Raw genomic sequence first — 16051 nt, 5'->3', positions numbered from 1 at the left:
AAAAAAAACCTCACTTCGCTAAATTCTTTTTCGGAACTTCGCAAAGCCGCTGAGTATCATCAGCTATTTCAAACCAACACGTAAATGAAACCAACACTTTACACTTTGATGCTTCTGCTGCTTTCATTCAATGCATTCGGGCAGGCAAGTTATTCGGGGTTTATTGATCAATATCCCATTGAGTTGGTAACAAACATTTATTCCGACGGAGTCGCAAGCGCATTTTACGCCTACTCTAACTATGACGAACCCATTGTAATCAACGGTACTCTTAAGCAAGATAAGCTGACACTTAACGAAAAAGACAGCAACGGAAAAAACAAAGCTATCCTGATTTTTGAAAATTTTGACACAAAGCGCAATCAGTTAGAAGGAACCTGGAAAGACCTGAACTCAAACAAGCAATTCAAAATCAGGTTAACAAAAAACTTTGACATTGATTCCGGAGAAAGTATGGAGTGGACAAACCGAGAAATCATTCAGTCTAGTTCATTAAAAGACAAATATTTCAAATTGTTAATTTCCAAAGCAAAAGGTGATTTTTATGCTACCGTAACTGGTGTAAAAATTTTTGAAAAAAAGACCGACAAATTGGTTCAGCAAATTGACTTAGACTGTCAGCTACAGGGATTAAACAATTTGAGTGTTGGAGATTACAACTTTGACAACATTGAAGATTTTTCTGTATTTCAGCAAAGTTTTGCTGGGCCAAATACTTCAAGTTTATACTTTCTCTACAACCCAAAGTCAAACAAGTATTTTGACAGTGGATTTAGCGGAATTTCATTGGAATTTGACGGCAAGACAAAGCGGATTCACGAACGTGATCAATGTTGCGCAGGTTCAATCGTCACTACAGCGGAATACAAAGTCATCAACAACAAGATGGTTTTAGTGAAAAAAAGATGTTTCAAGTGGGACGATAAAAAAGAGGAATTAGTAGAACGAAAAATCGAAGATTGCCAATAAAACAACAGCCAATGACAGCCGGTGTAATTCAAATTGAATTCTAATAACATCAGTTTGGAGCGTGAAGATCTTCTTAAGCGCTAATTTCAAGCATGTATCCTTGCCACGTACAACAGCAATGTTGGTTTATTCCAAATCGGCAGCTCTCCAACGGAAAGCTGCCGACCAGAGAACAAAAAGGTATAAAGTTTTTACCATTCTGCCCTAAAAATGGGGCAAACAAACCTGCCAACTCACTTCAAAACATTCTCAATCAAAGCCTTAGTAGCTTTTATGCCTTCGTCTTCTGATATCTCCGTGCCTTCAAACTCAATGCCGATATTGCCTTTAAAGCCAGCGTCTTTAAAATTTTAAGGATTCGAGCATAATCCATTTCTGCTTCGTTCCCATCCTTGTCAAAAACGTGGGTTTTGGCACTTACCCCTTTTGCGTAAGGCATCAGTTCCGCGATGCCTTTGTAGCGGTCGTATTCTTTCAGGCATCCGTCGGGGCCTCTTTCAATACAGAAATTGCCAAAATCGGGTAAGGTCCCTACGTTCTCCAGGTTTACTGCTTTCATGACGCCAGCCAACCATGTGCCGTCTGAGGAATATCCGCCATGGTTTTCAACCACCACATTGATTCCTTCTTTTGCGCCATACTGGCCCAGTTTTTTAAGCCCATCGGCGGCGTTTTTAGCCACTTCTTCGGCTGTGCCGGTGCCTGCTGCATTTACTCTGATAGTGGGGGCTCCTAAATACTTGGCTATTTTCACCCAATCGTAATGGTTTTCTACCGCTTTTTGCCTGGCTACTGAGTCCGCGTTGCCCAGGTCGCCCAAGGCATCGCACATGATCAACCCCACTTTTACGCCGGCTTCATCACATCTCTTTTTAAAACCCTCCCAATAGGCCATGTCTTTGGCTTTTGAGAAATAAAAGGTATTGACCAGCTCGATGGTATTTACGCCATAGCCAGCTGCTATTTTGGGAAAATCGTCAGGATTGAGTTTTCCTTGCAGCAAGGAATCTGGATTTCGCAATAAAAGCCTTCCAAAAGCTGCCCAGTCACCATTCAGGGCGTCACCAAAGAAACTTTTGTGTAAGGACCACTGCGCCAAGGATATGTTCATATCTGGTTTTGGGTCGGATTTGGGCTCGCAGCCCAGCAACATTGCTGTAGCCAAAATGATGCAGAGAACGATTTTTTTCATTGAAAAAGGATTGAATGTTGATGATGATGTCAACAAACATAATTGTTGCTTTGGATTTTGCATCAAAAAGAGCTTGCTGATGCCAATGACCTTGGTTTTAAAGCGTTTTAAGCAATTGCGATGGGGGCGCAGCTTGCTGGAACAGCGCAGTAGAGAAGAGATGGAATGCGTATTATGGACGTAACTGCTCAAAACCAAATGGCAAAAAAAAATCACAAGAGTTTTAGCTCTTGTGATTTTTAAGAAATGAACTTTAAGTTTGGTGCTTAGGGGCGATAAAAAATGTAAGGGGTATTGTTAAAATCCTCCGAACATGCCATTGGTATTCGCCAACCCTTCAGTAGGAATAGGCTGGATCACATCCCAGTGCTCTACAATTTTTCCACCTTTCATGCGGAATAAGTCGTAAAAAACTTGTGATTTACCGCCCTATTCGCCTTCACTCACCGTAAGTACGAAGTTGCCTTCACCCAACACCTTGTGGATTTTGTTGTACTCGAACATGTTGTTTTGGGCGGTGAGGGACTGTACGGCTTCTACAATGCCACTCAATCCATCTTTGATGCCTGGATTGTGCTGGTCGTATTGTTCGGCACTGATGTATTCGGTGATCTTACTCGGGTTTTTACCCATCAGCACATCTTCGATCAGTGCTACGGCCAAGGCTTTGTTCGCTTCGGTTTTGTCCAGGTCTTCCACCGTCGTAGGCCCATCGGTTTGAGTTCTTCCGCTGGCAGTTCCTTTTACCAATGCGGTCATCGCGTCCCAATGTTCGGCTACTTTGCCGTTTTCATCTACACGGATAATGTCAAAAGCCACCATTTCATCAGCACCAAATGGCTTGGCATTGTGCCAAATATTGTGCATAAACACATAGTTGCCATCTTCAAACATCCGCACGTTTTCGGCATACGTACCATGTTCTTTCAAAATTGGCAGCAGTCCAATGAATGGCTCAAGTCCGGTGGGAACAAAGGGGTTATGCTGAATGTAGTCAGCATATCCAAATTCACGCACTGTTTCAAGGTCTTGTTTAGCGACAGCACCTAAGAAAGTGCCCACGATTTGTTTGTTACTCATCGCAATAACTTTTGTTTGGATTTTTTCGTTAACAATTTAAATTACTTTCAATTCGCAAGCAAAGTTAAAGTGATTGCTTTTGAAATGCAAGTAATTTTAAAAAATAAATTTCATTTTGCAAGTAAAAATATTTTTTTGTACCTTTGTACAATGATTAAGATGATAAAAGATGGATATTAAATTCAGATGTGATTGCCCGTTTACTTCCGCCTTGGATGTTGTGGGCGACAAGTGGATGTTGGTTATCGTAAAGCAAATGCTCATCGAAGGCAAAGAAACCTTTAAGGACTTTACGGAAAGTGAGGAAGCCATTGCAACCAATATTCTATCAGCCAAACTCAAACTCCTGGAGGAAGCGGGAATCATCATCAAAACACAGCGACCAGACAACAAAAAAACCAACCTCTATCTTTTAACCGATAAGGGCCTGGCTTTGACACCTATACTTGTAGAGCTGGCAACCTGGAGCGATAATCACCTTAGGGACATCCATCCAATCATTCAAAATGGAGCAGGCATGGAATTTCTACGAAAGGACAAAGCAGCTTTTGCAAGTGCCATAGAGAGTAAATACCGGGAAAAACTGGCCAATACATCGGTTGTGAAACATAGCAGCTGAAGAATTTCAATGAAATCGAGGAGTCGACGAAGTCGAACATTGGTGTCAGGTTCAAGGGTCGGAATGCTATTAGAAATCCGCCACATTGCCAAGCCGCAGCGCCTTGTCCAACACTCCCCTACTCTCCAACAATAACCTACTCCTCCAACCTTCTCAGCTCCTCAAAAAAAATAATTGCCCACAAAGTTGCGCAACTCAAAAGTTGCTCATATATTTGCAACCTGAGAGTTGCATATTTAAAGTACACCAATGAAGCAAGACATATTCCAGGCCATAGCAGACCCAACCCGCCGAGCTATTTTGACTTTAATTGCCATTCAGGCATTAACGCCAAATGTTCTGGCGGAAAAATTTGACATGACCCGACAGGCAGTATCAAAGCACATTAAAGTACTGCATGAATGTGAATTGATTAAAGCGGAGCAGTCTGGGCGGGAAATTTATTACCACTTCAACCCCCAGAAAATGCAGGAAATTGACCAATGGCTGGCCCAATTCAGAAAGATTTGGGAAACTCAATTCAATCAACTCGACAACATATTATTAACCATGAAACAACAGAAAAATGACCAATGATTTGCTTTTTGATTTTACCGTGGACAAAGCAGCCAAAACGGTATTCATCACCAGAGAATTTGACGCCGAACTTTCGCTGGTATGGGACGCATTTACCAAAGCCGAAATCCTGGACCAATGGGTGGCCCCTAAACCCTGGACGTCAAGAACAAAACACATGAATTTCGAAGTTGGCGGACGAAGGTTTTATGCCATGGTAAGCCCGGAAGGACAAGAGCGCTGGGCCATTCAGCAATACACCTCCATTAGCCCAAAAACCAATTTCAAAATGTTCAATACTTTTGCGGATAAAGATGAAAACCCGGAATTACCGGGTTCTGATTGGGATTACACCTTTAGCGAAGAGAACGGAAAGACCACAGTACGTGTTACGATTTATAATGAATCCCTTGAACGCATGGAGAAGATGATTGAAATGGGCTTCAAAGAAGGATTTACAGTGACATTGAACCAATTGATAGACTTATTAACAATGTTAAAAAAATGAAAAAACTTAAAATCATCTTTTGGACTGTAATTACACTTGCCTTATCGATCTTAACAAGCTCTTGTTCTAACGATAAAAAATCCAAACCAATGCCTGATCCAATTCAAAAAATCACCCCCTACTTGTGGGTGGAAAAAGATGCCAAAGCCGTGGCAGATTACTACCTGTCAATTTTTAAAGATGGCAAGCTGAAAGATTATCGCAAGTTTGAAAACCCACCCAATGAATTTAACCCTGAACCCAGTAGCTTTGAAACTGCTGTAATTGAAATAGCAGGAATGGAGTTTAGTATATTGGCGGCAGGCCCACTGTTCAAATTTAATGAAGCGGTTTCTTTTGTGATCAATACAAAAGACCAAGCTGAAACGGATTATTACTGGAACGCGCTTACGGCCAATGGTGGTGAAGAAGGCTCTTGTGGGTGGTGTAAGGACAAATACGGATTGTCTTGGCAAGTTGTACCAACCGAATATTTTGAATTGATCCACAGCGATGACCCTAAAGTAAGGGAAAAAGCAATGAAAAATACCCTGACTCAGAAGAAACTGATCCTTTCAGAACTCAAATGAACTAGATTTGCCACGGTAAGACTCAGCTAACTGTATTGCTTTGGCTAAACCAATAAACTTATGGAATTGACATTCGCACAAGTCATCACTACCGAAGAAGAACTTCGTGAAATCATGGGTTACCCTAGCGAAATAGTTACCCGGAAAACCATCAATTACATTGATCAGCACTGCAAAAGTTTCATTGAAAAATCTCCGTTTATCACCATAGCCACATCAGATCTGAATGGCAATTTTGATGTTTCTCCCAAAGGGGACCCAGCGGGATTTGTGAAGATTTTGAGCGATAAATTACTTGCTATCCCGGATAGGCCCGGAAACCGTAAAGCGGATACTTTACGGAACATCATTCAAAATCCAAACGTAGGGTTGATCTTTTTAATCCCGGGAATCAAAGAAACTTTAAGGGTTAATGGTGAGGCCAAAATAGTAAGAGATGAAAAGGTGCTCGAACAATTGTCCTGCCAAGGAAAAACACCTTCCTTTGCCATCATTGTGCAGGTAAAAGAGGCTTTTATGCACTGTGCCAAATGTATGATCCGATCGAATTTGTGGGGAACCATTGATGATACCCAGGAACGTTCTGTTCCCTCATTGGGTAAAGTGCTGGTTGACCATGGAAAATTGGAAATCACTTACGAAGAATTGGATGACCGGATTAAAAATGATGAAAAGACAAATTTATATTAGGCGCACAGCGTCCTGGTAATGCAATCCTGATTGACAACGCTTTCGGCGGTTTGGCAAACATTTACAGCTCTGTTACTTCTTTTTACAATTGAAAAACTTCAGGATAGTTGACCTCTAATATCTTTGGAGGCGAAAAAAACAACTATGGTACTGAACAACCTATTGCTTTGTAGCTTTTTGGTCATTTTTACTGCCTGCAAGGGGCAGGTAAAGACCCACACCGCTAGAGACCTCATTCTTTTCGAACCAGGTCCAACTGTAATCAAAAACTTTAAGGCAGTTGCCATAGCCCCCAGTTTTGACACGACCTTGGTCAGTCAATACATCCGCAGTATTTTTCAGGATTCGAAAGGGAATTTATGGTTTGGCACCATAGAAGAAGGTGTAGCCCGGTATGATAAAAAAACCTTGACCTACTTTTCTACTCCTGATGGTTTTATCAACAACACTGTTTATGCTATCAATGAAGATAAAAATGGTAATATGTGGTTTGGGACTGACCAGGGCGTTTATAAGTATGACCCTTCGGCAGAGCTCAGGGCGGGTGGCAAAACCTTTAGAAATTACAATCAAAAAGATGGCCTCAGCCATCTAGATATAACCCGAAAGGGCATCCTGGTAGACCGAATGGGTACCATTTGGGTAGGCACCCATGGCGGCGTTTTCCGGTATGATCCCGTTGCAGATAGCAAAGGGGAGCCAAGTTTTTCCTTGTTTCAAGAACTCCCCCCGATCAATGTTGCGGGCATTATGGAAGATCGCAGCGGCAACATTTGGATTGCTTCGGCAAGTCAAGGAGTTTTTCGTTATGACCCCTCGGCTCGGCTCAAGGCAGGTGGAAAAACCATAACCCATATTGCCGAAAAGGAACTTTTGGGCGAAAACTATGCGGGTGGAATTGCCGAAGACAAAGAGGGAAATATTTGGTTTACCATGAAAAACGGTATTTGTAAATACGACCCTTCGGCTGCGCTCAGGGCAAGTGGAAAAACCTTTATGGAATACACGCCCAAAGACGGATTAGGCGGAACTGAATTTTGGGGCATCTACATCGAGCAGTCGGGTATCATTTGGGTTACCGCCCGAGGCAGTACCACCAGGTTTGATCCATCACTCCCCGCCTCAGATTCAAGTGCATTTCGGGTGTTTACCCCCGCAGATGGACTCAACTGTTGTGTGCAAAGCATGTATCAAGACCGGGCTGGAAATATGTGGTGGGGTGCAGGGTCAGGGCTTTATCGATTTGATGGCCAACGTTTTTATCAGGTTAAAAAGCAAGGGCCTTGGTGATGTTATATGGCAAGTGCCCGACAAATTTAGGAAAGAGCGTAAGGCGATTACTGTGTTATGGTTTGGAATTATCTGCATGAAGGTATATTTGGTATTCTTTGCTAGACACACCACAAACATGAAGGATCTCATTAATATTTTAGCAGTCGCACTTCTGGTGAGTACCTCTTGTGCTGGACAAGACAAGCTAAGGCCACCTATTCCAGCCTTGCCGCGGGCAGATCTGACTTCGGTTAAAATGAATCCAGACACCATTGCCAAGGCCATTCAATTCATCAGTTCCCATCCCAATAAGGATTTCAGAGGTATGGTGGTCATCAAAGACAACCAATTGGTGGTCGAGGAATACTTTGGTACCTTTTGGCGGGAAACGATCCACGATATCCGCTCGGCGGGTAAAGGTGTAACCGCTTTACTTTTGGGCATCGCCATCGACAAAGGTTTGGTTAAAAGTACCGAGCAAAGCATTTATGATTTTTTTCCAAGCTCCAAGTTTGCTCGTCCCGCCAAAGACAAACACCTCGACATCAAGATCAAACACTTGCTGGCCATGTCTTCTGGACTCAGCGCCGACGATGCTGCCGACAATTCTCCCGGCAGCACCGGCAACTGGCTGACCGAGGACAATTGGGTGAACTTTGCCATTACCCTGCCTATGCTTTTCACTCCCGGAGAGAAATACGTTTACAATGATGTTTGTCCCATGCTGATCGGTGCCATCATCGAAGAGACCTCGGGTAAAAAACTGGCAGAGTTCGCCCAGGAAAACCTGTTCACTCCGCTGGGCATCAGGGAATTCTATTGGTATACTGCTCCCAATGGCAGCACCGTACCGATGGGCAATTTGTACATCTCCACCCTGGATTTTGCCAAATTGGGTCAACTGCTCGTCAACAAAGGTCAATGGCAAGGAAAAAAGATTGTTAGCTCGGCCTGGATCAAGGAATTATCCGTCAAAAGATTTGACCTCTCCAAAGACGACCCCTTCGCGGATGGCTATGGGTATTTTTGGTTCACCGCAACCAAGGAGGCGAATGGCAAAAAATACGACTGTGTGTATGCCTCTGGAAATGGTGGCAATCTGCTGTTCGTTGTACCCAGTGAAGACCTGGTGGTCGGCCTCACTTCCAGTGCCTATGGGCAGGGGTACGGGCACCGCCGAAGTCGGGCTATTTTTCAGTACGTTTTGCGGTCGCTGGCAAAGGATTAGGGCGAACCATAGAGCATTTTGTCGCGAGAGGTACAACATTTATTTGGCCCTAAACCGCATCACCTGATTGACAAAGGTAATTTTCAGACAAACTCCGAACCAATTATTTAACAATCTAAAACCTTAAGGATGGCACCAAGCAATCTTCAAATTGATGCTAACGGAAATGCAGAAGAAGCAATTACCTTATGGACTAAACAGTTCATGGGAAGATTATTGTTTTTTACCCTTTTGTTATTGTCAACAATTGAAGTTTCTTCCCAAAACTTAACCCCACAACAGTACCTTGAAGATTTGGCGTTTTTTAAAACCGAACTATCAAATAGGCACAAAAATTTATTTTCTGTCATTTCTGAAGAGGACTTCAATCAGAAAATCGCAGAAATTGAGAAAAAAAGCAGCTCATTGACCAAGGAAAGTTTTGAAATTGAACTTTTCAAAATCATTAAAGCCATCGGTGACGAACATACCTTCATTGTGCCAGCCTATCAAACGACGTTTCCCATCACCTTTGACATTCTTGAGGAAGGAATATTTGTGACAAAAACCGATTCTGTTCATTCTAATCTGCTTTACAAACAGCTCGACGGAGTAGGCTCAAAGGCCACAAAAAACATCCTTGAGGATTTCAAGGCCATTATAAACACTGAAAACCAGTCCTATTTTGAAGTCAATTTTCTGAATTTAATCAGAAATCCCAGGGTTTTAATGGGTTTGAATTTAGCCACTTCAGAGGCCAGTGGACTATTTCAACTCGGTGGAGAAAAACACCATATCCTGGCTATTCAAAAAAGTGATTATTCCCCTTTAATCTCCCCAAACTACTTACGCTATAAAAAGAAAGACAAATACTGGTATGAATTGATAGACAACGGCAACATTTTATATTTCAACTATCAATCTTGTTCTGAACAAAAAAACAAGCCCTTCGAAACCTTCAATGCAGAATTATTCAGCTTTATTGAAGAAAATAAACCCCGAAAAATAATCATTGATTTGCGCAACAACAGCGGCGGAAACTCAGGAATATTAAGGCCGTTTTTGGAAAAACTAAAAAAAGTGGCCTCAACAGAAGAGGATCCCTGTATGTGTTGATCGGGAAAAACACCTTTTCATCTGCCTTGATGAATGCTGTAGATTTAAAGAGAAATTTTAATTCAATCCTTATCGGAGAATCTACCAGTGGCAATGTAAATCATTATGGAGAGGTAAGAGGCTTTGATCTGCCCAATTCAAAAATAGAGGTAGGCTATTCTACCAGATATTGGGAGGTTTGGAAAGGGCACAAGGGGCCTCTGGTTCCTGACGTCAGCATAAAATATTCAATCGTCAATTTTAAACGTAACATTGACGAAGCGGTCGAATATGTCAGAAAACAAAAACAGTAGGATAATAGACACTAAGCACCCCGCCTAAAACAAAAAATCAGTTCACATGACAACAACAACCTTAAAAGATGGTGACTTCTGCAAAGTTATCGCAGGGACCCACAAAGGAAAGTCGGGCTTTGTCCAGGACATAAACACGAGCAAAACCGGGCAAATTACCATTACAGTCTTGCAGAAAGATGGAGTCAGGTTCAAGACGCTTGGAAAAAATGTAGAAGTGAGCAAAGCGGAATAAAAAGGCGCTATATTTGCCAGCCAGGTGTTTACTTTATTTTATTTCCATTCCTAAGCTGAACTAAGTGGGCGTATTTTTGTGATGGCAGCGATAAAAAAAACACATGTACAAAGAGTTCGACATCGACAATTGGAATCGAAAGAATGTTTTTGATTTCTTCAGGACTTATGACGACCCTTTTTTTGGCATAAGTTCTTCTATTGACATTACCAATCTTTACAAATTTTGTAAAACTAATGGGCACTCTTTGAATCTTGCCATTTTATACTTCTCAACACATACCGCAAACACAATGCTCAACTTTAGGTTACGATTGTTGAATGGAAAAGTTGTTTTGTTCGACCACATTCATTGCGGGACTACCGTTTTGCATGCCGACGAAACATTTTCATTTTGTTTTATTGACTTCAAACCCTCTTTCTCTGAATTTGAATTACTAGGTAAAGAACTGATTAAAAAGCAATTAAAAGAAAAAAAACTAGAACCAAAATCTGAACTTCTCAACGTCATTCATTACTCAACAATACCCTGGACATCCTTTAGTAGTATTAAACATGCGAAGAAAATGGGGACTGCTGACTCTATCCCGAAAATTACTTTTGGGAAGTACTTCAGCGATGGCGAAAAAATAAACTTACCCATATCTATTGAGGTTAATCATGCCCTGATGGATGGTTTTCATGTTGGCGCATTTCTGAAAAATTTTCAAGAAACAATCGATAAGTTATAACCAGCCTTGAATCTAAAGCGCAATCTAATTCGATTCTTATCGGATAGTTCGCCCATAGCCGACAAGTTGCGCGCTCAGTTGTTGTTCCTGAATTCCCCCGGCGTCATCCCTGTCTTCGCCTTAAACAACCTGGAAAAATACTGCGGATATTCAAAGCCCAAAGAAAAGGCCAACTCCCCCACCGATTGATTTGAACTCAGCAAAAGGTTCTTGGCCTCCTCAATCAAATGATAATGGATACGGTCCTGCGCATTCATACCCGTTTCCCGTTTCAACAAATCGCTGAGGTAATTGGGAGACAAAAACACCTGATCGGCCAGGTACTTCACGGTGGGGAGCCCTTTTTCAGACAAGTCTGGCGCTTGAAAATAGCTGCTCAGTACGGCCTCTATTTTGCTTAAAATATCCTTGTTGGCCTGGTTGCGGGTGATGAACTGCCGGTCGTAGTAGCGCGTGCAGTAATTCAAGAGCAATTCCAGGTTGGAAACCAGCAACGTTTGGCTGTGCCGATCAATGTTTTCAGCCAGTTCCGCTTCTATTTTTTGTACACAGTCAAAAAGGGTCCGCTCTTCTTTCTCCGACAAGTGCAAGGCTTCACTCGTATCGTAGGAGAAAAAAGAATAGTTTTTGATGTTTTTGCCCAGGGCCGTTCCCCTAATCAGGTCGGGGTGAAAAAATAGCCCCCAACCCATGGCATTGGCCGGTCTTTCTACGGCCTCATCCAGCGTGACCACCTGCTTGGGGGCAATACACATCAAGCTTCCCTCCTGAAAATCGTAGTATTGGCGGCCGTACTTGAGGGTATTGACGCAGTAGTTTTTGTACATGACGGTATAAAAACCCGAACTGATTTTCATTCCCGCACCAAATTGCTCGTCGAACTGGGTAAAGTCAACCACTCCCAGTAGTGGGTGCCGGGGGCGGGGCTGTTGCAGCAGCCGGTTCAAATCCCCGATGCTTTCCAGGTGAATGATGTGGCTCATGTTTTTTCAGACTTGACTCATAATGATACGATCAAAAAGTTTATCGCCCAAATAAACCCGCATCCAGACCATTGGTTTCGCCCATTTGCCTACCCGATAGCGGGTTTTGGGGTTTGTACTGTTCACAATTTTCACGATGGTATCCGCAATTACGGAAGTTTTGGTGCCGCCCTGCTCGTACATTTTATTGGTGGCAGCCACCAGCTTATTGGCAATAGAGGCATAAGGGCCTTTTTCGGAAAACTGAGTAAGGCTGTCCAACATCACCGATCCAAACTCAGTTTCAATGATCCCGGGTTCCAATACCACTACCTTGATGTTGAAGGGCGTCAGTTCCAGGCGCAGGCAATCGCTCCAGCCTTCCAGGGCGTGTTTGGTGGCGTGGTACCAGGCACCCATAGGCGTATAAATTTTTCCACCCATCGAGGAGGTGTTGATGACCATACCCGATTGGGCTTCGCGCATGAAGGGCACTACTTTTTGGGTGAGCGAGGCCAGACCAAACAAATTCACTTCAAACTGTTTGCGCGCCTCAGCAATGGGAATTTCTTCCACTGCCCCATAAAGGCCATACCCTGCATTGTTCCACAATACATCAATTTTCCCTTCCGCCTGAATGATGGTATCCACCGTTTTTTGCACATCGGCTTCGTTACTGATGTCCATTTGCAGCGGGAAACCACCCATGGCCTTCAGGTCCTGCATTTGATCGATGCGGCGAGCGGCAGTGTACACTTTATGGCCCTGCTGAATGAGTTTTTTGGCGGCCTCTTTGCCCATGCCTGAACTTGCTCCGGTGATCAATATTACTTTGCTCATGTTTGATTGCTTTTGATTGATGGTACAAAGTTGGGGGGAAATGCGGTGGTAGGGGTAATACAAATTCAGGGTGTTTGTATACTTTTTCTGGGTAATCGCCAATCCACAATTTTCTGGCCATGTACTTGGCTCCATATTTTCGGAACTTCGCAAAGCCGTAACGCGTTATGAGCTATTTTAGCAGATGCTGCAACCAAAAACAATAAATGACAAAATGATAACCGGAAAAGACCTAATAGAATTAGGGTTTAAGCCAAACAAATGGTTCAAAGAGGCTATAGAATATGCCAACAAGCATCAACTTTCTGGCGATAGCTTAACCAATTATTTGGAGACGTTTCGGCCTAATCATATTGAGCCGTTTGCAGAACCTGTACACTTTTACAAAAACATAAGAGCGGAGACAGCAGAGGAAATTTTAAACGTTGAAAGTGTGCTTTCAGCAATGAACGAACTGATGAAAACGCCGACTCTGGTAGGCGGAGCGGTCATGCCAGACGCTTGCCCAACTGGTAATGGACAAATTCCAGTTGGAGGGGTTGCTGTTGCAAATAATGCCATTCACCCCTCCATGCACAGTGCGGACATCTGCTGTTCGGTCATGATGACAAATTTCGGAATGTTATCCCCAAAAGCAGTTCTGGACATGGCCCATTCCGTTACTCATTTTGGCGGCGGTGGGCGGGCAGAATTTTCTGTTCTACCAAAAGAATTTGAAGAAAAAATTGCAGGAAATAGATTTTTAAACTCCGAACGTAGTTTAAGTTTTGCAAGGACCCATCTAGCAACCCAAGGTGACGGAAACCATTTTCTGTTTGTCGGCATTTCCAAAAAGACAGGCGAAACCATGATGGTCACCCACCATGGCAGCCGTGGATTTGGAGCAAACCTTTACACACAAGGGATGAAATTAGCCGAATATTTCAGAAAAGAAATATCGCCAAAAACCTCAGAGAAAAACGCTTGGATACCTTATGACACTGAGGAAGGGAAAACATATTGGGATGCCTTGCAATTGGTTCGGGAATGGACAAAGTTGAACCACACGACCATTCATAATGCAACCACTCAAGGACTAAAAATTGACCCATTCGACCGGTTTTGGAACGAGCACAATTTTGTATTTAAAGAAGATGATTTGTTCTATCATGCCAAAGGTGCGACCCCATTGGACGACAAATTTGTTCCCGACAGCAAAGATGGCCTACGACTCATTCCGCTGAATATGAGTGAGCCCGTTTTAATTGTAAAAGGCAACACCACTGCTAACAATTTAGGCTTTGCCCCACACGGAGCAGGACGAAACATTAGCCGTGGCCGACACAAGAAAAATCTGGCCCACAAAACCATCGAGCAAATCTTTCACGAGGAGACGAAAGGTCTGGATATTCGTTTTTTCTCGAATCACATTGATATTTCGGAATTACCAAGCGCCTACAAAGACGCCAATATGGTAAAACAACAAATGCAGGAATTTGGGCTTGGTGAGGTGCTTGACGAAATTATGCCCTATGGCTGCATTATGGCTGGTGACTGGGAAATAGACGCAGCCTGGAAAGTAAAAGCGAGGGAGAAGTATAAGAATAGAGAAGAGAATGGAGATAGTGTTGAACCAGACTACTAGACATTTTGCTCGGAGGACATCAATTGCCACGTGCTTTAGCGCGTGGATCGGGTTCCTCCCTCTGATCGGGCTTTAGCCACAACCTTAATTTTCAAATGGGGCTAAAGCCCAAATCCGAGGAAGTAGCAAAAACCCCAGGCTGAAGCCAGGGGCAATTGATGTCCTCCGAGCAAAATTTAAAGTTGTCGAATTTGACCACTTTAAATGCCATCATAAAGCGGAGTAGTCCCGACTTAATCCTTACTTTTACCCCAACTCACAACCTCTTACTTCGTAAAATGACCACACTCCGCACCGTTACCGTCACGCGTTACATGCAACCCTTGCGGGAAGGCGGCTCCCTGCCAGCTCTGGCCGAAGCCGACGATGGCTTCAAGTATGTCGTAAAATTCAAGGGCAGCGGCCAGGGAGTCAAAACCCTGATCGCAGAAATGATCGGCGGCGAGCTGGCGCGTTTGTTGGGTTTAAAGGTGCCAGAATTGGTATTTGCGGGCCTGGACGAAGACTTTGGCCGCACCGAAGGCGACGAAGAAATCCAGGATCTGTTGAAAGCCAGTCAGGGTTTGAACCTGGGTTTGCATTTTTTGTCGGGCGCCTTCACCTATGATCCGGCGGTCACCCAGTTGGACCCGCTGCAGGCCTCCAAAGTAGTTTGGTTGGATGCCTTGATTGCCAATGTGGATCGCTCCTTCCGCAATACCAATATGCTGCTGTGGAACCGGGAACTGTGGCTGATTGACCACGGAGCCAGTCTATTTTTCCACCACAGTTGGGACACTTTTGAGCAGAAAGCCAACGCCGCTTTTCCCTACATCAAAACCCACGTTTTGTTGCCCCAGGCAACCCAACTGGAAGCTGCCAACCAGTTTGCCCGAACCGCGATCACCGCAGATAAAATTCAGGAAATTGTAAGTTGGATACCCGACGAATGGCTGCAATGGGACTCCGTCGAGCAAAGCCCCGAGCAAATGCGCAACACCTATTACAATTTCCTGAGCCAGAGACTCCTTCATTCCGAGCAGTTCATAAAAGAAGCCCAAGATGCAGCCAAAACACTTGTATGAATACGCCATCGTCCGGGTAGTGCCTGCGGTGGAACGGGAGGAGTTCGTGAATGTGGGCGTGATTTTGTTTTGCAAAAGGCAAAAACTCATCCGAATGCGTTATCAGCTCCCGGAAGAAAAAATCCTGGCCCTGCGACCCGACGCCGATGTGGAGGAATTGCGCAAAAACCTGGAGGCTTTTAACAAAATTGCCGCCGGGGAAAAGGTCAAAAGCCCCATCGCCCAGCTCGACGCCGCTGAACGTTTTCGCTGGCTCACGGCTGTGCGCAGTGGTTCGATTCAAACTTCGCGGCCGCACCCGGGGATTAGTCCGGATTTGGAAAAAACGATGGAGAGTTTATTTGTGGATATGGTGGGGTAAAGGTGGGCAATTATCGTCAAATTAGAGTTGTGGTTGATATTGAGCATTTTACTGTTGCCTTAGAACCCCCGACCCCTACAGGGGAGTACATTTGAGGTAAGTAAAAATCCTACCTTTTGTTCGAGAAAAAGGTAGGATTTTGATCTAACGTAGGCTGTACTCCCC

18 protein-coding genes are annotated in these 16051 nt (G+C 43.7%); 14 read left to right on the top strand and 4 right to left on the bottom strand.

Annotated elements, in window-relative coordinates; all coding sequences use genetic code 11:
* Positions 1-84 precede the first annotated feature (84 nt).
* Positions 85-969, top strand: a complete 885-nt coding sequence (locus tag SFV55_RS09805; RefSeq protein ID WP_320029316.1) for an XAC2610-related protein — start codon at positions 85-87, stop codon at positions 967-969.
* Positions 970-1240: 271 nt separating this feature from the next.
* Here SFV55_RS09805 and SFV55_RS09800 read toward each other — a convergent pair whose 3' ends face one another.
* Both SFV55_RS09800 and SFV55_RS09795 read right to left on the bottom strand, forming a co-directional pair.
* Positions 1241-2161: a sugar phosphate isomerase/epimerase family protein gene (locus SFV55_RS09800; protein WP_320029315.1), complete on the bottom strand. Its 921-nt coding sequence runs from the start codon at positions 2159-2161 to the stop codon at positions 1241-1243.
* Between the two features lie 429 nt (positions 2162-2590).
* On the bottom strand, positions 2591-3241 hold the full coding sequence (locus SFV55_RS09795; protein ID WP_320029314.1) for a nuclear transport factor 2 family protein: 651 nt from the start codon (positions 3239-3241) through the stop codon (positions 2591-2593).
* 169 nt (positions 3242-3410) lie between these two features.
* Between SFV55_RS09795 and SFV55_RS09790 the strand changes: the two genes are divergently transcribed.
* The 10 genes from SFV55_RS09790 to SFV55_RS09745 all read left to right on the top strand — a co-directional run bounded on the left by SFV55_RS09790 (position 3411) and on the right by SFV55_RS09745 (position 11035).
* Positions 3411-3860 (top strand): helix-turn-helix domain-containing protein, encoded by a 450-nt coding sequence (locus SFV55_RS09790; protein ID WP_320029313.1) that lies wholly within the window; start codon positions 3411-3413, stop codon positions 3858-3860.
* A 249-nt stretch (positions 3861-4109) separates the two neighbouring features.
* Complete coding sequence (locus SFV55_RS09785; protein ID WP_320029312.1) at positions 4110-4436, top strand: metalloregulator ArsR/SmtB family transcription factor; 327 nt, start codon at positions 4110-4112, stop codon at positions 4434-4436.
* The gene (locus SFV55_RS09780; RefSeq protein WP_320029311.1) at positions 4426-4923 is read left to right on the top strand and encodes an SRPBCC domain-containing protein; all 498 of its coding nucleotides are present in this window, start codon (positions 4426-4428) and stop codon (positions 4921-4923) included. The genes SFV55_RS09785 and SFV55_RS09780 overlap by 11 nt, the downstream gene beginning before the upstream one ends.
* 89 nt (positions 4924-5012) lie before the next feature.
* Positions 5013-5492 (top strand): VOC family protein, encoded by a 480-nt coding sequence (locus tag SFV55_RS09775; RefSeq protein ID WP_320029310.1) that lies wholly within the window; start codon positions 5013-5015, stop codon positions 5490-5492.
* A 60-nt stretch (positions 5493-5552) separates the two neighbouring features.
* A complete protein-coding gene (locus tag SFV55_RS09770; protein WP_320029309.1) occupies positions 5553-6182 on the top strand; it encodes an MSMEG_1061 family FMN-dependent PPOX-type flavoprotein in 630 nt (209 codons plus the stop codon).
* Positions 6183-6326: 144 nt separating this feature from the next.
* On the top strand, positions 6327-7472 hold the full coding sequence (locus SFV55_RS09765) for a two-component regulator propeller domain-containing protein (RefSeq protein ID WP_320029308.1): 1146 nt from the start codon (positions 6327-6329) through the stop codon (positions 7470-7472).
* Positions 7473-7590: 118 nt separating this feature from the next.
* Complete coding sequence (locus SFV55_RS09760; RefSeq protein WP_320029307.1) at positions 7591-8682, top strand: serine hydrolase; 1092 nt, start codon at positions 7591-7593, stop codon at positions 8680-8682.
* Between the two features lie 129 nt (positions 8683-8811).
* Positions 8812-9777 (top strand): hypothetical protein, encoded by a 966-nt coding sequence (locus tag SFV55_RS09755; protein ID WP_320029306.1) that lies wholly within the window; start codon positions 8812-8814, stop codon positions 9775-9777.
* A gap of 339 nt (positions 9778-10116) precedes the next feature.
* Entirely contained in the window at positions 10117-10305 is a 189-nt protein-coding gene (locus tag SFV55_RS09750; protein ID WP_320029305.1) for a KOW motif-containing protein, read from the top strand.
* Positions 10306-10408: 103 nt separating this feature from the next.
* Entirely contained in the window at positions 10409-11035 is a 627-nt protein-coding gene (locus tag SFV55_RS09745) for a CatA-like O-acetyltransferase (RefSeq protein ID WP_320029304.1), read from the top strand.
* A 74-nt stretch (positions 11036-11109) separates the two neighbouring features.
* Here SFV55_RS09745 and SFV55_RS09740 read toward each other — a convergent pair whose 3' ends face one another.
* Positions 11110-12018, bottom strand: coding sequence for a helix-turn-helix transcriptional regulator (locus SFV55_RS09740; protein WP_320029303.1), 909 nt, complete (start codon positions 12016-12018; stop codon positions 11110-11112).
* Between the two features lie 6 nt (positions 12019-12024).
* Positions 12025-12837, bottom strand: coding sequence for an oxidoreductase (locus SFV55_RS09735; protein WP_320029302.1), 813 nt, complete (start codon positions 12835-12837; stop codon positions 12025-12027).
* 214 nt (positions 12838-13051) lie between these two features.
* Here SFV55_RS09735 and SFV55_RS09730 point away from each other — a divergent pair, with 214 nt between their 5' ends.
* The 3 genes from SFV55_RS09730 to SFV55_RS09720 all read left to right on the top strand — a co-directional run bounded on the left by SFV55_RS09730 (position 13052) and on the right by SFV55_RS09720 (position 15886).
* Entirely contained in the window at positions 13052-14461 is a 1410-nt protein-coding gene (locus SFV55_RS09730) for an RtcB family protein (protein WP_320029301.1), read from the top strand.
* A 278-nt stretch (positions 14462-14739) separates the two neighbouring features.
* Positions 14740-15525, top strand: coding sequence for a HipA family kinase (locus tag SFV55_RS09725; protein ID WP_320029300.1), 786 nt, complete (start codon positions 14740-14742; stop codon positions 15523-15525).
* Positions 15503-15886 carry a DUF3037 domain-containing protein gene (locus tag SFV55_RS09720; RefSeq protein ID WP_320029299.1) on the top strand — a complete coding sequence of 128 codons (384 nt, stop codon included), beginning with the start codon at positions 15503-15505 and terminating at the stop codon, positions 15884-15886. Before SFV55_RS09725 ends, SFV55_RS09720 begins: the two co-directional genes overlap by 23 nt.
* The last annotated feature ends 165 nt before the right edge of the window (positions 15887-16051 follow it).

This window comes from Haliscomenobacter sp., assembly GCF_033763495.1.
Lineage (GTDB): Bacteria > Bacteroidota > Bacteroidia > Chitinophagales > Saprospiraceae > Haliscomenobacter.
The sequence above is the reverse complement of the archived record's forward strand: the minus strand, read 5'-3'. Positions and strand labels throughout refer to the sequence as shown.

Coding starts and splice junctions, on each gene's coding strand:
- SFV55_RS09785 (WP_320029312.1), top strand. CDS start 4,110: ATGAAGCAAGACATATTCCAGGCCATAGCAGACCCAACCCGCCGAGCT.
- SFV55_RS09730 (WP_320029301.1), top strand. CDS start 13,052: ATGATAACCGGAAAAGACCTAATAGAATTAGGGTTTAAGCCAAACAAA.
- SFV55_RS09760 (WP_320029307.1), top strand. CDS start 7,591: ATGAAGGATCTCATTAATATTTTAGCAGTCGCACTTCTGGTGAGTACC.
- SFV55_RS09750 (WP_320029305.1), top strand. CDS start 10,117: ATGACAACAACAACCTTAAAAGATGGTGACTTCTGCAAAGTTATCGCA.
- SFV55_RS09745 (WP_320029304.1), top strand. CDS start 10,409: ATGTACAAAGAGTTCGACATCGACAATTGGAATCGAAAGAATGTTTTT.
- SFV55_RS09790 (WP_320029313.1), top strand. CDS start 3,411: ATGGATATTAAATTCAGATGTGATTGCCCGTTTACTTCCGCCTTGGAT.
- SFV55_RS09725 (WP_320029300.1), top strand. CDS start 14,740: ATGACCACACTCCGCACCGTTACCGTCACGCGTTACATGCAACCCTTG.
- SFV55_RS09770 (WP_320029309.1), top strand. CDS start 5,553: ATGGAATTGACATTCGCACAAGTCATCACTACCGAAGAAGAACTTCGT.
- SFV55_RS09795 (WP_320029314.1), bottom strand. CDS start 3,241: ATGAGTAACAAACAAATCGTGGGCACTTTCTTAGGTGCTGTCGCTAAA.
- SFV55_RS09755 (WP_320029306.1), top strand. CDS start 8,812: ATGGCACCAAGCAATCTTCAAATTGATGCTAACGGAAATGCAGAAGAA.
- SFV55_RS09740 (WP_320029303.1), bottom strand. CDS start 12,018: ATGAGCCACATCATTCACCTGGAAAGCATCGGGGATTTGAACCGGCTG.
- SFV55_RS09805 (WP_320029316.1), top strand. CDS start 85: ATGAAACCAACACTTTACACTTTGATGCTTCTGCTGCTTTCATTCAAT.
- SFV55_RS09720 (WP_320029299.1), top strand. CDS start 15,503: ATGCAGCCAAAACACTTGTATGAATACGCCATCGTCCGGGTAGTGCCT.
- SFV55_RS09765 (WP_320029308.1), top strand. CDS start 6,327: ATGGTACTGAACAACCTATTGCTTTGTAGCTTTTTGGTCATTTTTACT.
- SFV55_RS09780 (WP_320029311.1), top strand. CDS start 4,426: ATGACCAATGATTTGCTTTTTGATTTTACCGTGGACAAAGCAGCCAAA.
- SFV55_RS09775 (WP_320029310.1), top strand. CDS start 5,013: ATGCCTGATCCAATTCAAAAAATCACCCCCTACTTGTGGGTGGAAAAA.
- SFV55_RS09735 (WP_320029302.1), bottom strand. CDS start 12,837: ATGAGCAAAGTAATATTGATCACCGGAGCAAGTTCAGGCATGGGCAAA.
- SFV55_RS09800 (WP_320029315.1), bottom strand. CDS start 2,161: ATGAAAAAAATCGTTCTCTGCATCATTTTGGCTACAGCAATGTTGCTG.